This is a genomic window from Chryseobacterium taeanense, from assembly GCF_900099685.1.
Taxonomy (GTDB): domain Bacteria; phylum Bacteroidota; class Bacteroidia; order Flavobacteriales; family Weeksellaceae; genus Chryseobacterium; species Chryseobacterium taeanense.
In genome coordinates this window covers 39523-63547 of sequence record NZ_FNDW01000001.1, presented here as the reverse complement: position 1 = coordinate 63547, position 24025 = coordinate 39523, and the positions used below count along the sequence as shown (strand labels likewise).

At 37.1% G+C, this 24025-nt stretch carries 18 protein-coding genes; 15 read left to right on the top strand and 3 right to left on the bottom strand.

Going from position 1 to position 24025, the window contains the following annotated elements; all coding sequences use genetic code 11:
• Positions 1 to 10: 10 nt before the first annotated feature.
• From glf to BLR30_RS00265, 4 genes are read left to right on the top strand one after another with little or no spacing between them, the layout of a single operon-like run.
• Complete coding sequence (gene glf / locus BLR30_RS00280; protein WP_089853055.1) at positions 11 to 1111, top strand: UDP-galactopyranose mutase; 1101 nt, start codon at positions 11 to 13, stop codon at positions 1109 to 1111.
• A gap of 1 nt (position 1112) precedes the next feature.
• Positions 1113 to 1964 carry a glycosyl transferase family 90 gene (locus BLR30_RS00275; protein WP_089853053.1) on the top strand — a complete coding sequence of 284 codons (852 nt, stop codon included), beginning with the start codon at positions 1113 to 1115 and terminating at the stop codon, positions 1962 to 1964.
• Positions 1961 to 2860 carry a glycosyltransferase family 2 protein gene (locus tag BLR30_RS00270; RefSeq protein WP_089853051.1) on the top strand — a complete coding sequence of 300 codons (900 nt, stop codon included), beginning with the start codon at positions 1961 to 1963 and terminating at the stop codon, positions 2858 to 2860. The genes BLR30_RS00275 and BLR30_RS00270 overlap by 4 nt, the downstream gene beginning before the upstream one ends.
• A 9-nt stretch (positions 2861 to 2869) precedes the next feature.
• Positions 2870 to 3748, top strand: coding sequence for a glycosyltransferase family 2 protein (locus BLR30_RS00265; RefSeq protein ID WP_089853049.1), 879 nt, complete (start codon positions 2870 to 2872; stop codon positions 3746 to 3748).
• A gap of 50 nt (positions 3749 to 3798) precedes the next feature.
• Here the strand turns inward: BLR30_RS00265 and BLR30_RS00260 are convergent, their stop codons facing one another.
• A complete protein-coding gene (locus BLR30_RS00260; RefSeq protein ID WP_175443565.1) occupies positions 3799 to 4143 on the bottom strand; it encodes a phosphomannose isomerase type II C-terminal cupin domain in 345 nt (114 codons plus the stop codon).
• 123 nt (positions 4144 to 4266) lie between these two features.
• Between BLR30_RS00260 and gltX the strand changes: the two genes are divergently transcribed.
• Positions 4267 to 5772 carry a glutamate--tRNA ligase gene (gltX, locus tag BLR30_RS00255; protein ID WP_089853045.1) on the top strand — a complete coding sequence of 502 codons (1506 nt, stop codon included), beginning with the start codon at positions 4267 to 4269 and terminating at the stop codon, positions 5770 to 5772.
• Positions 5773 to 5820: 48 nt separating this feature from the next.
• Positions 5821 to 6777 (top strand): acetyl-CoA carboxylase carboxyltransferase subunit alpha, encoded by a 957-nt coding sequence (locus BLR30_RS00250; protein WP_089853042.1) that lies wholly within the window; start codon positions 5821 to 5823, stop codon positions 6775 to 6777.
• Positions 6778 to 6831: 54 nt separating this feature from the next.
• Here BLR30_RS00250 and BLR30_RS00245 read toward each other — a convergent pair whose 3' ends face one another.
• Positions 6832 to 7536, bottom strand: coding sequence for a DUF6759 domain-containing protein (locus BLR30_RS00245; protein WP_089853041.1), 705 nt, complete (start codon positions 7534 to 7536; stop codon positions 6832 to 6834).
• 145 nt (positions 7537 to 7681) lie between these two features.
• Between BLR30_RS00245 and tsf the strand changes: the two genes are divergently transcribed.
• The 8 genes from tsf to BLR30_RS00205 all read left to right on the top strand — a co-directional run bounded on the left by tsf (position 7682) and on the right by BLR30_RS00205 (position 22483).
• Entirely contained in the window at positions 7682 to 8506 is an 825-nt protein-coding gene (gene tsf, locus BLR30_RS00240) for a translation elongation factor Ts (RefSeq protein ID WP_089853039.1), read from the top strand.
• A 195-nt stretch (positions 8507 to 8701) separates the two neighbouring features.
• Positions 8702 to 12067, top strand: coding sequence for a T9SS type B sorting domain-containing protein (locus BLR30_RS00235; RefSeq protein WP_089853037.1), 3366 nt, complete (start codon positions 8702 to 8704; stop codon positions 12065 to 12067).
• Positions 12068 to 12143: 76 nt separating this feature from the next.
• A complete protein-coding gene (locus BLR30_RS00230) occupies positions 12144 to 15284 on the top strand; it encodes a T9SS type B sorting domain-containing protein (RefSeq protein ID WP_089853035.1) in 3141 nt (1046 codons plus the stop codon).
• Positions 15285 to 15683: 399 nt separating this feature from the next.
• Positions 15684 to 19085 (top strand): T9SS type B sorting domain-containing protein, encoded by a 3402-nt coding sequence (locus BLR30_RS00225; RefSeq protein ID WP_089853034.1) that lies wholly within the window; start codon positions 15684 to 15686, stop codon positions 19083 to 19085.
• A 136-nt stretch (positions 19086 to 19221) separates the two neighbouring features.
• Positions 19222 to 20010, top strand: coding sequence for a hypothetical protein (locus BLR30_RS00220; RefSeq protein WP_089853032.1), 789 nt, complete (start codon positions 19222 to 19224; stop codon positions 20008 to 20010).
• 141 nt (positions 20011 to 20151) lie between these two features.
• Entirely contained in the window at positions 20152 to 20940 is a 789-nt protein-coding gene (locus BLR30_RS00215; protein ID WP_089853031.1) for a DUF6759 domain-containing protein, read from the top strand.
• Positions 20941 to 21015: 75 nt separating this feature from the next.
• Entirely contained in the window at positions 21016 to 21693 is a 678-nt protein-coding gene (gene trmB / locus BLR30_RS00210) for a tRNA (guanosine(46)-N7)-methyltransferase TrmB (RefSeq protein WP_089853029.1), read from the top strand.
• 148 nt (positions 21694 to 21841) lie between these two features.
• On the top strand, positions 21842 to 22483 hold the full coding sequence (locus tag BLR30_RS00205) for a DUF6759 domain-containing protein (RefSeq protein ID WP_089853027.1): 642 nt from the start codon (positions 21842 to 21844) through the stop codon (positions 22481 to 22483).
• A 68-nt stretch (positions 22484 to 22551) separates the two neighbouring features.
• On the opposite strand, the gene BLR30_RS00200 is transcribed toward BLR30_RS00205, so the two are convergent.
• Positions 22552 to 23262: a Dph6-related ATP pyrophosphatase gene (locus BLR30_RS00200; RefSeq protein ID WP_089853026.1), complete on the bottom strand. Its 711-nt coding sequence runs from the start codon at positions 23260 to 23262 to the stop codon at positions 22552 to 22554.
• A 241-nt stretch (positions 23263 to 23503) separates the two neighbouring features.
• Between BLR30_RS00200 and BLR30_RS00195 the strand changes: the two genes are divergently transcribed.
• Positions 23504 to 23878, top strand: a complete 375-nt coding sequence (locus BLR30_RS00195; RefSeq protein ID WP_089853024.1) for a hypothetical protein — start codon at positions 23504 to 23506, stop codon at positions 23876 to 23878.
• Positions 23879 to 24025: the final 147 nt, after the last annotated feature.

The window sequence follows — 24025 nt, the reverse complement described above, 5'->3', positions numbered from 1 at the left end:
ACATTAATTCATGAAAAAATATTTAATCATAGGAAGCGGTTTTTCAGGAAGTGTTTTAGCAGAACAGCTAAGCAAAAATAATATCGTTCACGTTGTGGAAGAAAGAAGTCACATCGGAGGCAACTGCTATACAGAAAAGGACGCAGAAACAGGAATTACTATACACAAATACGGGCCTCACATATTTAATACCGACAATATTGAAGTATGGAACTATATACAGCAGTTCTGTGAAATGGTTCCTTTTATCAACCGTGTAAAATCGGTATACCAAAAACAGGTGTATTCACTGCCTGTTAATCTTCATACCATCAATCAGTTTTTTCAAAAAGACTTTTCACCAAAAGAAGCAAAAGAGTTTATTACTTCTTTAAGTGATACCTCCATAGACATTCCTAAAAATTTTGAAGAGCAGGCGCTAAAATTTGTCGGCAAAGATCTGTACAAAGCTTTTTTCTACGGATATACAAAGAAACAGTGGGGTTGCGAACCGACGGAACTTCCGGCCAGTATTCTCAAAAGGCTTCCGGTACGATTTAATTATAATGATAATTATTATGCCATGCCACTTCAGGGAATTCCCAGAAATGGATATACCGAGATTTTTGAAAAAATGCTTGACCACCCCAATATTAGTGTCAGTCTGAACAAAAAACTTTCCGCACAGGAAATTAATTTTTCCGAATACGACCATGTTTTCTATTCTGGTCCTATTGATGCCTATTTTGACTATAAATATGGGAGATTAGGCTACAGAACAGTATTTTTCGAAAAGTTTACCGCCAAAGGAGATCATCAGGGAAATGCTGTAATCAATTATGCCGACCAGGAAATTCCTTATACGAGGGTTCATGAGCATAAACATTTTACACCTTGGGAGGAGCATGAAAAAACAATTTATTTTAAAGAATTCAGTAAAGAAACAGAAGAGACAGACATACCATACTATCCAAAAAGGCTTCAGGGAGATATGGAAATGCTTGAAAAATATATATCAGAAAAAGATAAACTTTCTAATATTACATTCATTGGAAGGCTCGCAACTTACCGCTATATGGATATGCACCATGTAATTGCAGAAGCACTGGAAATTGCTAAAAAATTCGTGTAAGATGTGGTTTAAAAAAAAGAAAACACAAGAACAGGTAAAAGAATTATTAAATATAACGATACGGAACGGGCAGATTGCACTTGCAGAAAATCATAATTCTTTCCAGACAAGGGCAGAATCTTCTCTGAAGCAGATTCTGGATGCGATTGCAATGGGAGTTCCGGAAAAAGAAATTATTTTCAGCCTGCATACAGGCGATTTTCCTGTAAAAAAACCTGTAAAAGGTGATTTTTATTATTGCTGCGAAAGAAAGGAAGATCTTGATTTTGTTTTTCCTGATTTCATTTTCGACCACTGGAAACAGGCAGGTATCACGAATTTTGGAAACACAGTCTCAGAAATTTCTGAAGCAGCCAAACAGCCCTATGATTATAAACGAATGTTGTGGATTGGTAATGTTCAGACCAATATCATCAGGGAAAAAATCATACAGTATTCTGAAAAATTTCCGGATCTTATTGAAGCATATGACACTTGTGTGGATCAGGTTGTTGACGGTAAAAAGGATATCCCTTACATCTCATTGAAAGACCACACAAAATACAAATATCTTATCGATATTGAAGGAAGAGGCTACAGTGGAAGAATTAAAATGCTTTTATTTACCAAAAGACTTCTCTTTATCCAGGAAAGGCAATGGAAATCTTATTACCATTTTGAGCTGGAACCATACAAACATTTTATTCCCGTAAAAAATGATCTTTCCGACCTGATTCAACAGATAGAATTCACGGAAAGCCAGGGAGAAAATTATTATGATAATATTACACAAAATGCGTATAATTTTGCTGTTGAAAATCTCCGGTATGAAAAAGCCGTAGCAAGAATACAAAAATTAATTTCTGGCTTATGAATAATTCTGACACCATTTGCACCGTAGTCGTTACTTACAACAGGCTCGAACTTTTAAAACAGTGTTTACAAGGCATTCTTAACCAGTCCTATCCTATTGACAAGATCATTATTATCAACAACGGATCTACAGACGGTACAGGTGAATACCTTAAGACGCTTAATCTTCCACAGATAGAGATTATTACCCAGGAAAATCTGGGTGGCGCAGGAGGATTTCATACGGGTATTAAAAAAGCATACGAATATGGCTATGGCTGGATCTGGGTAATGGATGACGATGTAGAACCGTTTACGAATTGTCTGGAAAATCTTTTACAATTTAAAGAAAAATCAAAATGTATGCATCCGCTTAGGATCTTCAGTGATAATAATGAAGTTTTTAAATGGGAACATTATTTTGACCACAGAACCTGTATGCCAATTATCCATCATAACATTTCTCTGGAAAATAAAGATTATTGCTACGTTAATACAGCATGTTTTGAGGGTATGCTGATCCACAGAGATGTTGTAGAAAAAATAGGCTTTCCGAAAACAGAATATTTTATTGCAGGAGACGATACGGAATACGGAATTCTGGCCAACCTTTACACGAATGTGCTGTACACGAAAAAAGCGGTCATGTACCGTAAGAGAACGGTTGTTTCTCACAAAATCCGTCCTTTGCAGGCTTATTATGAATACCGAAACTTATTTATACTGAGAAAAAATATTAAATCTTATTTTCCGGGGAGTTTCAGTTCCATGTTTTACAAAAATCTTTATAAAGACTGTTTTTCAAAAATCATGACCGTCCTGAAAGGAAAAGAGTATTCTTTTTCAGAGAAAAAACTTTTGATAGGAAAAATGATTAAAGGAATAAGAGACGGAAAGAAAATCTATAAAAATAAATAATCAGAAAAAATGAACAGCTCTTTGAAAATCTCCGTTATTGTTCCCTGCTACAATCAGGCAGACTTTTTAGACGACTGCATCAATTCACTGCTAAATCAGACTCATGAAAACTGGGAATGTATTCTTGTAAATGACGGTAGCACAGATAACACCGAAGAAAAAGCTTTGGAATGGCAGAAAAAAGACAGCAGAATAAAATACATTAAAAAGCAGAATGGCGGTCTTAGCTCTGCAAGAAATAAAGGCATACAGAATATAACCGGAGATTTTATACAGTTTCTGGATTGTGATGATTTTTTATATAAAGAAAAGTTTGAAAAATCTTTAAAACAAATTAATCAGCCGATCAATAATACTGTTATTATTACCGACTTTCAGCGTTTTGACAATCAGACAAAAACAGATCTTCCGCCTCACTGCACACTAGAGGATCGGTACTTTAATCAGAAAGATATTCTTCTGAAATGGGACAACACGTTTTCTATCCCTATTCACTGTGCTCTTTTTTCACGAGACATTATAGAAAAATACAGATTCAGTGAAGATCTTAAAGCAAAAGAAGATTGGATTTTCTGGCTACAGGTGTATGAAAATCATCCGAAAACATATTTCGTTAAAGAATATCTACTCGCCTACCGCATGAGTTCTGCAGGGATGACTAATAACGAGTTTTTCATGTATGAAAATAAAACCAAGGCGATCAAAAAGCTTGAAGAAATTATTGCCGACAAAGATATATTGAGAGAATTTTTTCGACAAAATCTTCTTAATACGATGAATGAAAATTTTCATCTAATGGAAAGGATTAAGCTTCTGGGCTATAAAAGAACAATGAAATATAAAATTGAAAAGATTTTAAAAATATTCGGTTTGAAAAAACAAAAGTAAAATAAATGGCTGTCGCAATCCCGGACAGCCATTTTTATATTTGCTAATGATTATTCTCTATTATACTCATCCTCAATTCTTACGATATCATCTTCCCCAAAATAAGTCCCTGTCTGCACTTCAATAAAAACGACAGGCTTATCGGAAAGATTCATCATTCTGTGTTTGGCACCAAGCGGGATAAAAATACTTTCGCCATATTTTAAGCCGATTTCTTTATCATCAAGAACAACTGTTGCATCACCTTCAATAATCGTCCATTGTTCCTGTCTTTTATGATGATATTGATAAGAAAGCTTCTGCCCCGGATTTACTTCAATTCTTTTTAGTTTGTAATTGGGTTCATCTGCCAAAACATAATATTTGCCCCAAGGTCTTTCCCCTATTTCTAACATAATTTAATGCTTTTTATATTATACAAAAGTAAATATTCAGATCAAGAAACCAAGCAACCATTCCATTAAACATTCTTAAAAACATATAATTTTAAGTAAATTTGCATCAAAATTTTAATTGAAATGGGGAAAGTAAGAGTACGTTTTGCTCCAAGTCCTACCGGACCTTTACATTTGGGAGGCGTAAGAACTGCATTATATGACTATCTTTTTGCTAAAAATCAGGGTGGAGAGTTTGTATTGAGAATTGAAGATACCGATACCGCAAGATATGTGGAGGGTGCGGAAGAATACATCGAAGAAGCCCTTGAATGGTGCGGAATCATAGCCGATGAAAGCCCCAAGAAAGGAGGGAAATTTGCTCCTTACAGACAATCCGAAAGAAGAGATATTTACGACAGATATACAGAGCAGATTCTAAAAACAAATTATGCTTATATCGCTTTCGATACGGCTGAAGAGCTGGACGCAATCCGTGCTGAATACGAAGCAAAAGGAGATGTTTTTTCCTATGACAACAAAACAAGAAACCGTTTAAAAAACAGCATTGCTCTTTCTGAAGAGGAAGTTCAGAAATTGCTTGATGAAAAAACACCTTATGTGGTAAGGTTCAGAATGCCGGTTGACAGAACACTTAATCTTGAAGACATTATCCGTGGAAAGTTCTCCGTAAATACCAATACTTTGGATGATAAAGTTTTAGTGAAAAACGATGGGATGCCAACGTATCATTTTGCCAATATTATCGACGATCATGAAATGGAAATTTCACATGTAATCCGTGGTGAAGAGTGGCTACCTTCTTTGGGGTTGCATACTTTGCTCTATGAAGCAATGGGCTGGGAAGCTCCTCAGTTTGCACATCTTTCATTGATTTTAAAGCCTGAAGGAAAAGGAAAACTAAGCAAAAGAGACGGTGATAAATTCGGATTCCCTGTATTTCCATTAAATTTCACCGATCCTGTAACAGGAAATGTTTCTAAAGGATATAGAGAAAGTGGTTATCTTCCGGAAGCATTCATTAATATGGTTGCTCTTTTAGGCTGGTCGCCCGCAGATGACAAAGAAATTCTATCGCTGGACGAAATGGCAAAAGAATTTGATTTAAATAAAGTTCATAAAGCCGGAGCGAGATTCAGTAAAGAAAAGGCGGAATGGTTCAACCATCAATATATTCAGCAAAAATCCGATGAAGAATTGCTTGAAATTTTAAAAAAGTCAGATTTGAATATAGCGCTTTCTGATGATAAACTATTAAAGGTCATTCATCTCATGAAAGAAAGAGCTACTTTCCCGAAAGACATCTATGAAAATGGAAAGTTTTTCTTCGAAGCTCCAGTATCTTATGATGAAAAAGCCTCAAAAAAAGCATGGAATGATGAAACATCTGCTGTTTTAGGAGAGCTTGCTTCAAATTTAGAAGGAATAGATTTTACAGCTGAAAATATAAAAAATGTAGTTCATGATTTCGCAGAAAGCAAAGGCTTGGGAATGGGGAAAGTGATGATGCCATTACGCTTGGCATTGGTGGGAGAATTGAAAGGACCAGACGTTCCAGATATCATGGAACTTCTTGGAAAAGAGGAAACTATCTCCAGAATAAACAATGCGATCAATAATTTTAAATAGATTCATATAATTTTTCATAAATTTGAAAGATTTAATTTACTTCAAGAAATGGAATATTTAAGTTTCGAACTTCCTATCAAAGACTTAATGGATCAGTACCAAACCTGTTCTTTAGTGGGAGAAGAAAGTGGTGTTGATGTAAAATTAGCATGTAGCCAGATAGAGGATAAGATTATAGATAAGAAAAAAGAAATCTATTCTAATCTTACTCCTTGGCAAAGAGTACAACTATCTCGTCATCCTGATCGTCCTTACACCATCGATTATATCAACGGAATGGTAGACAAAGGAAGTTTCCTTGAGCTTCACGGAGACAGAAATTTCGCAGACGATCCTGCTATGATTGGCGGTCTGGCGACATTAGACGGTCAGAAAGTAATGATTATAGGAACTCAGAAAGGACGTACCACCAAGGAAAGACAGCACAGAAGATTCGGAATGCCAAATCCGGAAGGATACAGAAAGGCATTACGATTAATGAAGCTTGCTGAAAAGTTTCAGATTCCTGTAGTAACGTTGGTAGATACACCGGGAGCTTATCCGGGTCTTGAAGCTGAAGAGAGAGGTCAGGGAGAGGCTATTGCAAGAAATATTTTTGAAATGGTACAACTTAAAACTCCAATTTTCACTTATATTATCGGTGAGGGTGCCAGTGGAGGTGCATTAGGTATCGGTGTAGGAAATAAAGTATATATGCTTGAAAATACATGGTACACTGTGATTGCTCCGGAAAGCTGCTCATCAATTCTTTGGAGAAACTGGGATCATAAAGAAGATGCAGCCAATGCATTAAATCTTACTCCAAAAGATGCATTAAGAGAAAAATTCATCGACGGTATTATAGAAGAACCTCTTGGCGGAGCACATTATGATCCGGCAGCAGCCTTTCACAATTTGAAGACTTCTATTTTACAGAATATTAAAGCCTTCTCAAAATTCACAGGGCAGGAACTTGAAACCCAAAGACAGGAAAAGTTTATTGCAATGGGGCAATTTAAAGGATAAAAAAATAAACGGCTGAGATTCTTCTTAGCCGTTTTTGTTTCATATAAAAAATTGCTAATCACGGAGATTTAGCTCGATCTCAATATCTTTGTTGATCTTCTTTAATGAAGAATATTTTGCATCACAAACCATTGTGGTAAGAATATATTCTCCTTTCTCTACCAGCAGAAAATTTTGCCCGTTGGCAGGAACGTCTAAGTTATAATATTTTTTACCGTTAATTTTCACGATCAGATTACATTTAGATCTGTTTTTGATATTAATGTAAGCCTCCTTATCCATAGGATCATCGTTAAAAAGATGCGTCAACATAGCTGCCGTCTTTTTATTCTTCTCGCTTGGCCCTGACGACTTTTTACCTGAACTGCCCACACTTGCGTAATTTACAGTTCTTTCAGCTTTTGAAGAGCCTGTGTTTGCGGCAATTGTTTTAGAATTATTTAAGCTGTTGCTTTCTAATACCATTTGCTTAATCTTTTCTTCACTCACGGATTTTATTGTAGGTTTGGCTTCAGGAGAATTGCTTGCCATAACGATCTGCATCAGTTTTCTTTTAAAATAATCTGTTTTGGCATGACCGGGATTTTGCTTCAGAAATCCCGCAACCACTCTGGCTTCAGCAGTTGCTTCCGCATCGCTTTCCGTATAGATAATCACGGTTTCCTTCTCTACAATAGCTTTTGTTTTAGCTTTTTTCTTTTTTTGCGAAAAACCAAGGGTAAATATGCATAAAAATATAAGGAGAAATATTTTCTTCATTAAGTAAACATTTAAAAATTTATTAAATATGTAAATAACGCAAAAAGTCATTTTTTAGTTTATCATTAAAATCATTATCTTTGCATCGCTTTAAAATTAAGCTAAAAATTAATACTAATCTTAAATAAAAAAAATAATAGATATTATGTCTTATACACCAGCTGCTGCAGACGTAGCAAAATTGAGAAACCAAACAGGTGCAGGTATGATGGACTGCAAAAAAGCTTTAGTAGAAGCTGAAGGAGATTTCGAAAAAGCGGTAGATATCCTTAGAAAAAAAGGACAGAAAGTTGCTGCTAACAGAGCTGACAGAGAGTCTACTGAAGGCGCAGTAATCGCTAGAGTAAACGAAGATAATACGTTAGGTGCTATTATCTCTTTAAACTGTGAGACTGACTTCGTGGGTAAAAACGAAGCTTTCATCGAGCTAGCTTATGAATTGGCTGAAATGGCGATTTTTGCAGCTACTAAAGAAGAATTATTAGCTACCGATTTCCACGGAATCACTGTTGCTGAAAAATTAATTGAGCAAACAGGTGTTATCGGTGAAAAAATCGAGATCGGAGCATTCGAAAGAATTGAAGGTCCTTTCTTGGGAGCTTACATCCACGCAGGAAACAAAATCGCTGCTATCACAGCACTTTCTGCTAATGTAGAAGGCGCTTCTGAAGCTGCTAAAGCCGTTTCTATGCAGGTTGCTGCCATGAACCCAATCGCTCTTGACGAAACTGCTGTTTCTCAGGCAACTATCGACAAAGAATTAGAGATCGAAAGAGAACTTCTTACTAAAGAAGGGAAACCTGAAAACATTATCGACAATATTCTTAAAGGAAAAATGCAGAGATTCTACAAAGACAACACTTTAGTACACCAGTCTTTCATTAAAGACGGAAGTATGTCAGTGGCTGATTATGTAAAATCTGTAAACGCTGATCTTAAAGTAACAGGATTTGTAAGAGTAAGCTTATAATCCTTTTCCTGATTTAAAATAAAAGATCCCGGTGGCTTCATCGGGATTTTTTATGCATTTCACAATCAGGAGATGTTATGATACATTAAAAATTTATTAAATATCAATTTATTAAACAAAATATACATCTCACACATGGATTTAGTATGAATAATTAATCTTTAATACTTACATTTGCATTCTTTATAGGGAAACATGAAAAAACTTCTACTAGCCATTTGTACTTTTCTTTGCTTATTAGCTAATGCTCAGCTTGATACAGACCACTGGTTTGCACCTATGGCATCTAAAGTCGGAGACAACGGACTGCAGGGATACCTGTATCTTTCGACAAATGAAACAACTCCTTTCAATGTTCAGATTTTCAACAACAACACTTTATATACTACAGTACAGGTAAGTAAAGGCAATCCTATCCAGGTCACCATTCCCAACTCTTTTCTGATTACTACAGATCAGCAGGATCTTTTCATCCCGAATACTATGGGAATGTATGTAAAAGGTTCCAAAAAATTCTTTGCCAATTATAGATTCTCCATGCTGAACCATGCAGAAATTATTACATCAAAAGGCCTTGCCGGCTTAGGCACTACCTTCTATGCAGCAATGGCACCCAATAACAGCAATTCACCATTTGTAAGTGTTCCTATAATAAATTCAACAATCGGAGTTACGGCCACTGAAGACAATACAACAGTCGTGGTTTCCGGATATAATCCAAATGTTGTTTTCTCTGATGGCTCATCTACTCCTACTAAAACTTTCACTTTAAATAAAGGACAGTCATATATAATGGATGCATTGGCTGTAGACAGCTCTTATAATCTGGATGGGTTACTCGGTGCTAAGATCACAGCCACAAAACCCATTTCTGTTACTAATGGTAATTTTAACGGAATGCATTATCCCGCAAATGGTCTTAGCAATAATGACATTCTTATGGATCAGGCAGTTCCTGTCGACAGGCTTGGGAAAGATTTTGTGGTCGTAAAAGGTAACGGATCCGTGGCATCTCAAATGGAATCAGCACTGGTCATAGCTACTGAAAACAACACGCAGCTTACCATTAATGGAGTAAACTCGGGAATCGTAATGAACGAAGGACAGTACTATATGATTCCAAGCGCCAATTATGTCAATCAGGGAAACGGTATTTACAATATGGGGATTTCCACCAATAAGAATGTGTATATATACCAGTTTCTGGCAGGAGTTTCAGGTGGAAATGAATATCCTACGGGAGGTATGAATTTTATCCCCCCACTAAGCTGTTTTCTCCCTAATAAAATTGATGAAATCGGGTTTATTAACAGAATAGGAAACCAGACCTACAGCACGAGACTCAACATCATTACTCAAACAGGTGCAACCGTTACATTAAATGGAAGTCCTATTGCTGCCAGCAACGGGCCCGTTCCTGTAAACGGAAATCCGAACTGGGTAACATACTCTATTCCGAGTATTTCGGGAACTCTCACAGTGAACTCAACAAAACCAGTCACAGCCGGAATTGCAGCTGGAAGTGGAGCCGTGGGATATGGAGGTTATTTCGCAGGATTTTCATCAGTGCCTGTAATTTCAAAAACAGGAGACTGCTATCTGGGAATTCTGCTGCAGGTAGACAATACTTACGACGGATATCAGTGGTTCCTGAATGGAAATATTATTCCCGGCGCAACTTCATATTCAATCAATCCTGAATTATACGGAGCCGGAACATACACTTGTCTCGTGACTAAAAACAACTGTGAATCTAAGCTCACCACTGGCTATGACTATACTTTGTGTCCGCCTATTACCACCACAACCTATAATATAGGCTCGTGTAATACGAAAGTAATTTCTCCAGTTTTCACCACCTCAACTCAGACAATTGTCCCTTCCCATACAAGTATTATTTCGCCTCCAACATCAGGAACAGCAAACGTAGATCCTGCGACAGGACAAATTACTTACACTCCTAACAGTGGCCTTACAGCAGATGCCACCGACACCTTTATCTACTATGCCGAAGGCAACGGTAGCCCATTTGATTTCGAATACTTTAAAGTGATTGTTAACATAGACGTTTTACAAACAGCAAACGGTTCTTTAACATCGTGTGCAGATGCAAACGGAAATGGAACCTTTGCTCTGACCTCAGTAAGTGTTACTCCAGATTCCGGAACTACAGTTCAGTATTTCACAAATGCTGCATTAACGGGAACTCCGATTGCTAATCCTGCAGCTTATAACGGGCCGGCAGGAACTATTTATGCTAATGTCACGTCTCAATATGGGTGTACAAAAACGGCTCAGATTACATTAACAACCACTCCGTCTCCGAGTGTCAATACCGGTAATTTTAATGCCACGCTCTGTGATGACAATTTCGACGGGATTATTAATGTTAATTTTTCCACCGTTACCTCAGCTATTGTAACAAACCCGGCTAATTTTAACGTAAGGTACTATCTGCTTCAGACAGATTCTAATGCAGGCAATGCCAATAACTTACCGGCCAGCTGGAGCTACACTGCCAATACAACAGTTTATGTGCGCGTAGATGCACTTACAGGAAGCTGTCCGCCGGCTTTTGGGCAGATCGATTTTAAAATCGGCAATAGAATTACGCTGCTTGCCACAGTAGCCAATACTGAAGTTTGTGACAGTGATATTAATGGTTCAGAAAGTGTAAATTTAAATTATTATAAAGACCTGTTTACAACAAATACAGGTGTTACCCTTACTTTCCACAACACCCTTGCGAATGCTCAGGCAGGTACTAATGCCATATCGCCTACACAAACCATCAACGCAGCAACTACTTTTTATATAAGATTCACCAGTGCGACGGAATGCCCTAGTACAGGATCTTTAACTATCAACATAAAAACTCCTAAAAAATCAGATGTATTAAAAGACCAGGTTGTTTGTACAGATCAGAAGGTTACTTTAGATGCCGGCCCAGGCTTCACATCATATAACTGGAGTACCGGAGCAACCTCTCAGGCGATAACAGTAGGCGCAGGTAATTACTATGTGGATCTTGAATTCAACGGTTGCATTTATCATCAATTAGTAAATGTGACAACGGAACAAGCTCCTGTGATTAATAAAATCGAAGTTTCAGGATACAATGCCACTGTTTTTGTTTCAGGAGGCACGCCTCCTTATCAATATTCTTTAAATGGAATAGATTATCAGACATCAAACGTATTTAGTGGATTATCAAGGGGGATGCATACTGTTTATGTTGTAGGTGCCGACCGTTGTATTCCGGTTATTAAAGAGTTTTTAGTATTAAACCTTATCAATGCGATTACCCCTAACGGAGACGGAATTAATGATGCACTGAACTATTCAGATCTCAGAATCAAACAAAATGTTTCTATAGAAGTGGTAGACCGCTACGGAGCGCCTGTCTATAAATCTACTGACAAAAATTACATCTGGGACGGAAAGCTGAATGGAAGACCTTTACCGACAGGAACGTACTGGTATTTATTAAAATGGACAGAGCCTGACACAAAATTACCAGTTTCATATTCGGGCTGGCTATTAATTAAAAATCGTGAATAAATTTAACTTTCTTTATGTTTTATTGATAAAGTATTGAATAAAAGTTTATTTTTGTAGAAATCATAATCCATTCCATATGAAAAGATTTCTATTATCTTTCGTATTAATGCTTTTGGCAGTTAATACTCTTTTTGCCCAGAGAGACACAGAACATTGGTTTGCGCCGATGAAGAATAATACCGGATTAACCGGGGGAACAAACAGTCAATCCATTTATTTTTCCACTGATTCCACAGTACCTTTTGATGTAGATATTTATAATAATAATACAGTAATCAATACTGTAACGATTGTAAAAGGAAACCCGGTAATCTATAATATTCCGATTACAAGTGGAAATTCTAACATCATTACTCCCTTGGTAACTGATCTTTTCAAACCCATTACAAAGGGTATTTATACAAAAGGTTCTAAACCTTACTATGCTAATTTAAGAATTTCTATTCCCAGTCACGGAGAGGTTATAACGTCTAAAGGAAAAGCAGGAATTGGTAAAAAGTTTTATGCCGCCGCAGCCCCTATTACAGATGTTAGCGGGGGAGGCATTTACAATTTTATGACAGGAATTCTTGCAACGGAAAACAATACCGTTGTTACGGTTTCAGGATATTCATCCAGTGTAATATTCTCTAACGGTGCTACCGGAGCCAATACTCCCTCTATGTCTTTTACTCTCAATAAAGGGCAATCCTATATTATTGAAGGTGTCGGAAACCAGTCTGGAAATGCAACAGGTTTCATAGGCGCTAAAATAGAATCTGACAAGCCAATTTCTGTAACCAATGGTAATTTTAATGGTCAGTTTTCCTGGGGAAGTGTAGGAGGAAGTTCTGATATTATCATGGATCAAGCTGTACCTGTAGACCGATTAGGAAATGAATTTGTTTTGGTAAAAGGAAATGGTAACGTATCTGCTCTGATGGAAGATGCTCTGATCATTGCTACCGAAAACAATACAGAAGTACGCATCAATGGCGGACCAGTTGTAGCAACCCTTAATGAGGGACAATTTTACAGAGTAAACGGGCCAAATGCCGGGACTCCTGCAAATAATGTCAATTATATAAATCAAGGTAACGAACATTATAATATGTACATTAAAACATCCAAAAATGTATATGTTTATCAGCTTCTTGCAGGTCTGGCAACAAGTATTGCTACATTAGGATACAATTACATTCCACCGTTAAACTGTTTTTTACCCAGGAAAATTGATGAAATTGCCTATATCAACGATCTGAATGGCGTTACAAATGATATTAAACTCAACATTCTGACGGAAGTTGGAGCTACCGTTACCTATACCATCGGCACAGGAACACCAATTACGCCTACTGCAACACAGGGGCCATACCCTGTTCAGGGAACTACGGATTGGGTATCCTACTCTATTCCGGGGCTATCAGGCAATATCACAGTAAATTCTACAAAAGCCGTAACAGCAGGTATTGCGGGAGGAAGTGGCGTTGTAGGATACGGAGGATATTTCGCAGGTTTCTCATCCGTTCCCGTAATTGCCAAGCAAACAGGGGAATGTGTTCCGGGAATCGTGCTTGAAGTAGACGACAGCTTCGAAACCTATCAATGGTATTTGAACGACGTTGCCATACCCGGAGCAACACAATACGTTTATACGCCTACACAGGCAGGAAATTATACCGTAAAAGTAACAATGGGAACATGCCCGCCGGTAACAACCCCTGTTTACAAAGTATTCTCGTGTATCCGAAACACGACAGCCAATCTGAATGCCTGTGCCACCAAAGTAATTGTGCCAGAATTTTCATTCAATACCACACAGACACCGGTAGCAAGTACCGTGACCATCCTCACGTATCCTACTCACGGAACAGCAACCTTAAACCCTGCTACGGGACAGATCACCTATATTCCGAACGCGGGATATATCGGAGCAGATACTATTGTATATCAATTTTGTGGAAATGCTACAGAGTTTATTGATTGCGAACACGTAACATTAAATCTGAATGTTGTTCCTTTTATCCTGACAGATGCAACGATTAAAGCATGCCAGTACAATGGCAAAGGTTACTTTGATCTTACAACGGCTAATGTTACGACATATAGCCAAGTGACAAAGAAGTTTTATCCTACTCTGGCAGATCTTAATGCAAATACGAACCAAATTAATAATCCTACGAATTATCTTTCCACAGAAGGTTATGTCTATGTAAAAGTTACCACCAACGAGGGCTGCGTCGGAAACGCCAAAATAACATTATCTTTCCTTCCTTCTCCTGTGGTAAATGAAGCTACCTTAAGCGAATGTTTCCTGGAAACTGATGAAGCAAAAGCTAAATTCGACCTTACCAGTGCCGTTGTAACAGCCGAAAGCCCGGTTACCAAAAAATATTATCCTACGTTTGTAGATGCCAGCAACGGAACCAACGAAATACTTGTCTCCGACATGTATATTTCGGGAGATGGCGCTGTCTTTGTGAGAGTTTATAACAGCAATCAGTGTTACACTATTGCAAAAATTAATTTAAAGGTAATTCCTCCTAACAGATCTGCAGTGCTGACAGATAAAATCATCTGTATCAATGGAAGAACAAACCTTGATGCAGGTCCGGGATATGAATCTTATGAATGGAATACCGGCGCAACAACACAGGTACTCGAAGGTGCAACCGTAGGAGAATATTGGGTAATTCTTGAAGATAACGGATGTTTCGTGAAACAGTTTGTATATGTGAAGAAAGCCGAAGCTCCAGTGATCACTGAAATCGAAATTTCAAACAATACAGTAACCGTTCATGTAACAGGTGGTAAAGGGCCTTACCAATATGCGGTAGATTCACCAGCCAACTGGCAGGATTCAAATGTATTTACGGGGCTTACAAGAGGACAGCATATTTTTTATGTAAAGGACACCTACAACTGTACACCGGTATTCGTTGAAGTAACGGTTCCGAATCTCATCAATGCCATTACTCCGAACGGTGACAACAAAAATGATTTCATTGATTACAGCGAACTTGCCTACAAAGAAAATCTTTCTTTTGTGATCTACGACAGATATGGAAACAAGATATTCACAGGAGATAAGTTCAATAATTATAAGTGGGACGGAAAACATTATGACAAAAAAATCGTTACCGGAACCTACTGGTATCACATCAACTGGAATGAACCTAATAAAGAGAAAACTCCGATAAAATATACCGGATGGATATTAGTAAAAAATATTGATTAAAAGCTATTACAAATAATATCGAGCTGCCTTCATGGCAGCTTTTTTTATGCCTGACAGTAATTATTTATTAATGTCATACATTTTAAATAACTTTCTCCTTAGAGAAACTCTTACCTCGTACCATGCAAGAGCATTACAACGTCCGATGCAATGGTCTTTTGACGCTCGATGTAAGCCGTATGCTACGCCCGAAGAAAGATGCTTACACCGCACGATGCATGATACCCAATACGGACGAGACTACATCTTTTTGGTGAATTTTCTTCGGATGGACTTTGGTAAAAATATCGATTAATATTTTATATATACAAAAACCACAACGTTCGGTTGTGGTTTTTTGTATATTTTCAGCAAGGTAATGCATTTTATTATTAAATTTGTGACAAAAGCAATATCTGAATGAGGAAAATTCTATCTTTTTTATTTATATTTTATTTTTTCACCTCTGCATTTGCACAATTAGACAGGGAACATTGGTTTGCCCCTATGATAGACCGAACGGGAAATTCAAATCCTTTTCAGAAATTATACCTTTCCACAAACCGCACGATCCCATTCCCGGTAAGTATTTACAATAATAATATTTTAATTGCTTCTGTGAATATAAGTAAAGGGAATCCTCAGAAAATTGACATTCCGAGAGAGTACATCATTACAACACAACAGACCGATTTATTTACCCCCACTACAAAAGGTCTTTATGTAAAGGCAGAATTTCCGTTTTATGCCAACTTAAGGTTTTCTGTGTTCAACCATGCGGAAATCATCACCTCAAAAGGGATTCCGTCCACAGGACAACTTTTTTATGCTGCCAATGCACCGATCACGGTAAGCAACACTATCCTGAACTTCATGACAAGTGTACTGGCAACGGAAGACAATACAACCATTACGATTTCAGGCTATAAACCTACGGTACAGTTTTCTAACGGGACGACAGGAACAACTAATCCCACAATGACTTTTACTTTAAACAAAGGTCAATCATATATTATTGACGGTATCGGAAATATTACAGGAAATGCTGATGGTTTCATCGGAGCTAAAATAGTTTCCAATAAACCGGTAAACGTTACCAATGGTAATTTCAATGGCCAGTATGCTGGTAATTTTCCTAACAGCTCAGATATTCTTATGGATCAGTCTGTACCCGTGGAAAGACTTGGTAACGAATTCGCCCTTGTAAAAGGTAACGGAAGTATCGGAGCCAATATGGAAGGGGCGCTTGTTATCGCCACTGAAAACAATACAGAAGTTCGGGTAAATAACGAAACACTACCTATTGCTACTCTAAACATCGGGCAATATTTTATGATTCCCGATTCAAAATATCAGCTTCAGGGAAATGGGCATTATAATTTATATATCAGAACTTCCAAAAATGCCTATATCTATCAGGTATTGGCAGGCGCAGGTACTGTAGGAAATGAAGTCGCAACCGGAGGTTTTAATTTTATTCCTGCAATCAACTGCTATCTTCCCAAACAGATTAATGAACTTGGTTTTATTGATGAAAATTTTGTGTATTCTAACGGAAACCCGACAGGAATCCTGAATATTCCCACCAAACTAAATCTTATTACGGAACGCAATGCCGTATTGACGGTAAACGGCGTTACTCCTCCCGCCACCACAGGCCCTTTCAATATGACGGGAACCAACAACTGGGTAACCTACGGTATTCCAAATACAACAGGAACAATCACGGTCGTATCTTCTAAAGCCATCATGGCAGGAATAAATGCAGGAAGTGACGCTGTGGGATACGGAGGTTTTTTTGCAGGTTTTCCTACACAGCCGGTGATTTTAAAATCTGGTGGAGACTGCGTACCCGGAATTGTTCTTACGGTAGACCCTATTATTTACGACACGTATCAATGGTACAATAATGGAAACATCATCCCGGGAGCTACAAATCCATCGATCACCCCTACCCAATCGGGATATTACACTTGTTCTGTAACCATGGGAAGCTGTGCGCCATTAGTGACCGAACAGTTTAAAGTACTTAACTGTACCAAACTTTCATCAATTGCTTATGATGTGTGTACCACAAAAACCATTACACCGGCATTTACAGGTTCTGCACAAACGCCTGCTCCTGCGACGGTTTCCATTCTTACGGCACCGACTCTGGGAACTGCAACCGTGAACGCTACTACCGGAGTGATTACTTATACTGTTACGAACCCAGGAACAGCGGGGACAGATACATTTACCTACACTTTCTGTGGAAACGACCCTAATCTCCCGGATTGTGAAACGGTAACTGTGACAATTAATATACAGACCATAACTGTAAACAATGCAAGCCTTACTGCCTGCGACAACGGATCCGGACAGGGAGTATTTGATTTAACATCTGCTGTCGTTACCAGTAATTCACCGGTAACTATAACCTATTACCCTTCTTTAACGGCTGCGCAGAATGAAACTCCCGGAACCAATATAGCAGCTCCGTCCACATATCCCGCTGCCAACGGTACCATTGTTTATGCGGTGGTAAAAAATAATCTGGGATGTAAAAATATCGCACAGATTACTCTTAATTTATATCCTTATGCTACTATCGTCAATAACTATACAGGATCATTTTGCGATGACAATCTGGATGGTATTGTCAATGTAATTTTATCGAACATTACTCCTATTGTACTCAGTAACCCCGGATATTTTCCCGGAGTGAGATATTATGGAAACCTTAATGATGCCAATGCAGGAAACAACAATACCCTTCCCAACAACTGGTCATATACAGCCATCACAACCATATACCTAAGAGTGGATTCTCCGGATGGATGTGCACCAGTAATCAAACCTCTCATTTTTACAATTGGAGCTAAAATTCCTCTCATTAAAACAACCCATTCTGTTACAGTATGCGATGACAATTTGGACGGTACAAAAACAATTGATCTGCTGACGTATATCAGTCAGTTTACTACAGATCCTCTGGTGACAGCAACATTTCATCTTACTTTAGCGGATGCGCAAAACAATACTTCAGCCACTTTAAACCCAATGGATATCACAGGAACCCAAACCATTTACATACGCTTTGAAAAACCCGGTTCTTGTCCGAATATCGCCTCCATTGTTATTAATATTAAAACACCGAAGCATTCTGATGTCCTGATGAGTAAAGTAATTTGTCCTAATACCCAAACGGTACTGAATGCAGGTCCCGGATTTGACAGCTATACATGGAATACCGGTGCTACAACACCTTCTATCAGCAATGTTGGCCCCGGAAACTATTGGGTAGATCTTACTTTTGAAGGCTGTACATACAGGCAGAATGTAACCGTTACAGAGTCTGTACTTCCGGTTATTTCAATGATTGAGATAAATGGGAGTAGCGTTACCATCTCGGTAAGTGGAGGAACACCTCCTTATGAATATTCTTTAGATGGATTCAACTGGCAGAATTCCAATGTTTTTGTGAATGTGCCTCGTGGAAACCACACAGTTCATGTACGCGACTCCAACCGTTGCGATGAAGTGACAATGAATTTTGTGATTATCAACCTCATCAACACCATTACACCTAATCAGGATGGGTATAACGATGCGATTGATTATTCGTCATTAATGAATAATGAGAATATCATATTCAGAATATTCGACCGATATGGCGCTGAAGTTTTCAGAGGAACTCCCACTAACAAATTTATCTGGGATGGAATGATTACCGGAAGACACGTAAATACTGCAACCTATTGGTATTTCATCAGCTGGACTGAATTCGGAGGAAAGACAACCGTAAAATATTCAAGCTGGCTGCTTGTGAAAAATTATTAAGTCAAAACCAAAATTGATATAAATTTTATAACATTCATTAACAATTATTAGGCAAAGTTTAATATAATTTTAACCTGTCTTCACTACTAAAATAGGTATAAATTGATACAATTCTGCGTAATTTTGCCCTAATTATATGAATAAGCTATTTACTCTATTGCTGTTGGTTTTTCTGACGAAAATTAACGCTCAGTCATATTCCGGTGAAGTCTTTTTAAGAGATAATTCCACTTTATATCTTAATCAGGTATATATCACCAATCTTACTACTCAGAAGACCGTTCTCAGTGATTTTAATGGTGATTTTAATATTACCGCCGATGCGGGCGATGTGATACGATTTACCTCTATTGTTACGGAAAGAAAAGACATAAAGCTTACCTCTCAAATGATCGGGCAAAGAAATTTAATAGAACTGAAGATAGCGTATCATGACATTCAGGAGGTTGTTATCAACAGATTTAAGCCTACCGGAAATCTTAGATATGATGTAAATGCCATCAAAAAGGATGATAAGGCGCTGGCTATAAAAAAAGTAATTGGACTGCCCGAGCCTAAAGGAGACGGCACGTCTCCGCAATTACCTGTTGCCGGATTGAGAGACGGAGGATTAACCTTCAGTCTGGAAAGCATTTATGATATTCTTTCCGGTGAACGAAAGAAAAAACAACGTTATCTGGCGTACGAAAAGATGAACAGTTCGGTAACGCAAATCAAAAACTATCTCGGAAAAGACTATTTTACCAAATTTAAAATCCCTGAAAATCTTATCGACAACTTCCTGCAGTTTGTCTATACATCAGAAAATATAGAACCTTATATTATAGTCGGTAACTTTGAAGCGGTCAAAATTCCGATAGAAAAGTATCTGCCTATTTATCAGCGGAGACTCAGAAATTCGCACCTTCAGGAAATTATAAAATAACACAATCCCATAAGCCTCCAAAATGTATATTGTATATTGTAAATTGCAGTATGCATTTTTTATGTTTTAAATTAAGTTCATTTCGCAGAAAACCGCTTAATTTCCGTTATATTTCAGGATCATCTTAATTTGATATAGTAAATGAAAAAGATACTTCTGATTTTCAGCGCAATTCTCTTTGTGAATATTTCAGCTCAAAAAAAAAGTAAGGACTACAGTGATATTTTAAAAAGTAAAAATATCTACGAGATCAATGCATTTCTGAGAGATGCCCATCCGGACGACCCCAGACGATCTGTACTGAAACCGCGCGTTATGGAGATGATGAAAGATTACATTAAAAATGCTAAGCCAGGTGATACAAGAGTAAAACAAATGCAGGACTGGCTTGCCATGCTCAGGAGACGACCTTCCACTAAAATATCTTTTGAGGAACTGAATGCCAATATCAGGAAGAAGCAGATTGCAAAATACCAGAAAGAATTACAGGCAGGTCAATCTGCGATTGTTTATACACCAAGCAATCCTCAAAATGTTTATATAGCGCCAACTGCCAGCGCACCATCCGTAAAAACAGCCGCAATTCCTGACACGGAAGCTTCGGAATTTAATATGCTCATGGCAGAAAATCCTGTTGAGCACAAAAATAAAACCGTTAAAATATTAAATTCACTTTTTGATAATGACCCCAATGCTAAGGAATGTATTGTGATGATTGAGAATAAATCTGACTGCAATATCATTGTAAGGATTGAAGGAATAGGCATCACAAAATACAGACTTCCTGTTCCGGCACACGGTGACAATTCTATTGTGGTGCAAAAGGGTGATTATCTTTTTACAAGTATTGTTTGCGGAGCTCAATACGCTTCTCAGAAGACCATCCAGAAGCCTTTAATGGTTGCTCTCGGCAGTTCATCGAAAAAATAAATCTTACTTTTAATTTTATCATTTAAACAAAGTTTTTATAAAATTTGCTATTTTTGCAGAATTTTAGAAGTGTTTATGGGTAAAAATAAATTAGCAAGATTCGCAGAAAACAAGACTTTACCAAATGTTATTCAGCCAACAAGAGAGGATGCCCTGAATGATTTTGACCTTAAAGGAAAATGGAGAACGGAATTCTTTAAGAATGATAATCCGATCGTTCTGGAATTGGGTTGTGGTAAAGGAGAATATTCTGTAGGACTCGCTAAAACATTTCCTGAGAAAAACTTTATCGGGATCGATATTAAAGGGGCCAGATTCTGGTTCGGAGCCAAGGAAGCCCATGAAAACAATATGCACAATGTGGGATTTCTTAGAACCCAGATCGAGCTGGTAGACTATTTCTTCGGTGAAAATGAAGTGGATGAAATATGGATCACGTTCCCCGATCCACAGATCAAATACAAACGTACGAAGCACAGGCTCACACATCCCGACTTTTTAAACAGATATAAAAAATTCCTGAAGCCCGGAGGTATCATTCATTTAAAAACAGATTCCGAATTTCTTCACGGCTATACTCTTGGTTTCTTACAGGGAGCCGGGTATGAGATCATCACTGCACACCATGATATTTACGGAGCTCCGGAATACGACCCGAATACACCTCATTTAAGAGATATCAAAACCTATTACGAAGAATTATTTTCTGCAAAAGGGAAAACAATTACATACATTAAATTCAGAATTAATTAAAAACAAAAAAAATGATGAAAAAAACACAACACACAGCACAGCAAATTTAGCTTACCGTATTTTAAGCAATTATTATTGCCTTACATAAAGGATGTAGCCGTACATCCTTATACTTCTATTTATATAAAACACAGTTAAAAAATCAGTTATGAAAAAAAGCATCTTTATTATCTTGTTATGCACGCTTTTCTCCTGCAAAAGCACAAGCGTTAAAAGTAGTTCCCAAAACATTTTAGAAAGTACAGACATCAAGGAAATCGAAAACTATCTGGCAACAACATATCCTGATGATCCGAAAAGAAGTGTCCTGAAACCAAAGCTTATCGCATTAAAAAATGCCGAATGGACCAAAGGAAAAAAGAACGCTAAACCTATGGAAACCAGACCTATTATTTCAGAAATCCCAAGTGATGCCATCAGAAAACCAAACTCTGAAGAGGCAGAGGAATTTAAACGTCTGATTGCTTCGACCTCCCAGGAACATAAGGACAAAACCGTAAAACTCCTTAATGCCATGTTTAATGAAGACATAAACAGCAAAGAAGTAATTCTCTTATTTAAAAATCAATCTGATTGTAATCTGGTTCTGAAGATTCAGGGAAAAGATTTTTACAATATGGCTGTCCCGGCAAAAGGTGAAAATTTCATCGTAATAAATAAAGGGACTTATACTTTGACCGGAAATGTATGCGATGTTGTTTACTCCTCTAAAAAGGAACTTAATAAAAGTCTTTTTCTGACCATAAATAATCCTAAACCAGCAACAGGAAAGTCAACAGAAAAAAAATAGACTTCATCACTCAGAACTGAATAATCCTAAAACAGAAAGTTCCCTTATTTCAGGAGGGCGCTTTCTGTTTATAACGATATCAAATCACAAAACCAGAAAACATAGTCCTCATCCTGACTTTCGTGGTCGGATTTTGGTTTAGGATAGGTCTTTTTAACAATTTCACCAATTTCAAAATTAATTGGATTTTTAAAAATCGGGCCATCAAAAGTGAATGTATGGAACTCGCCGTTTTCTCCGCACGGATCAACATTTCCAGGTAAATCTTTAATAAAATCTTTATCGATAATTCTTCCTGCAAAACTTTTATCGAGGTAAGTTTCGTTTACGCAGGTAACAATAGTCTTAAATCCTAAATCCAGAAATTCATGAATCAGATCTGTGGTATTGATTTTCCATAATGGAAAAATGCCTTTCATTCCTATTGACCCTAATTGTTCTTCACGGTATTTTCTCAAGTCTTCAAGAAAAATATCTCCAAAAATAGAATAAGTAACATCTTGGGATCTTATATCACTCATGGTTTTGTTCATGATTTCGCGATATTCTTCCATCGTGGGTTCTTTTGGAAGTTCCATTTTAATTAACGGAAAACCTAAACTTTCAGCCTGTTTTTCCAACAACGAGACATGAACGCCATGCATTGATATTCTTTGAAATTCTTTATTAATACTTGTCAGTAAAGAGGTGATTTCAAATTGGTTTCCTTTTAAAATTTTATACAAAGCAAATGCAGAATCTTTTCCGCTGCTCCAGTTGAAGATGGCTTTGGGTTTCATTCTATTAATTGTTTTGCGAAAATAATAAATCTAAATTACCTAGTTACTTTTGTAAGTATTTAAATAATAATCAGACCATAATTTACATTAAGGACACAAGCGATATTGTAAGTAAGCATACAAATAGTTTGATTTCAAATTATGGGAATCCGTAAAATAAAAAATGTGTATCTAATAAATAATTTTATGTATTTTGATATTTAACACTTTTTATCTATATTTGTAACAAAATAAATACAATATGAGTATTCTAGATTTTATTTCATTCGAAGATCCAAATAAAGTCGGAGGTTCTATAAAAGCTACGATTCATAAAACTGGAAAGCTGGGCTTCTCTTCTGGTGCTGAAGACTTCATGGGGATTAATGAAGAATCGTATTTTAAAATAGGATTCAATAATAATAATGAAAATGATGATAGTATTTATATGGTTGCATCTCAAACTGAAGATGGAGCTTTTAAAATTTCAAAAGCAGGGATGTATTATTATATAAATTTAAAAAATGTTTTTGATAAAAGAGGATTGGATTATAAGAATAAGAGTTATATCTACGATATAAGAAAAGAAAAAAATGAAGATATTGAATATTTTATTTTAACCAAAAGAAAAAAATAGTACAGAGGGAAAGAAAATATAAAAAAAGGCTGAATAAACAGCCGAGGAAAATTTATCAAATTTTGTTTTTAATTTGGATTGCGACCCCTAATTTTTTTAACAAAATTATCTAAGAAGAAGTGAGATTACCTCATCTACTTTTGTTGT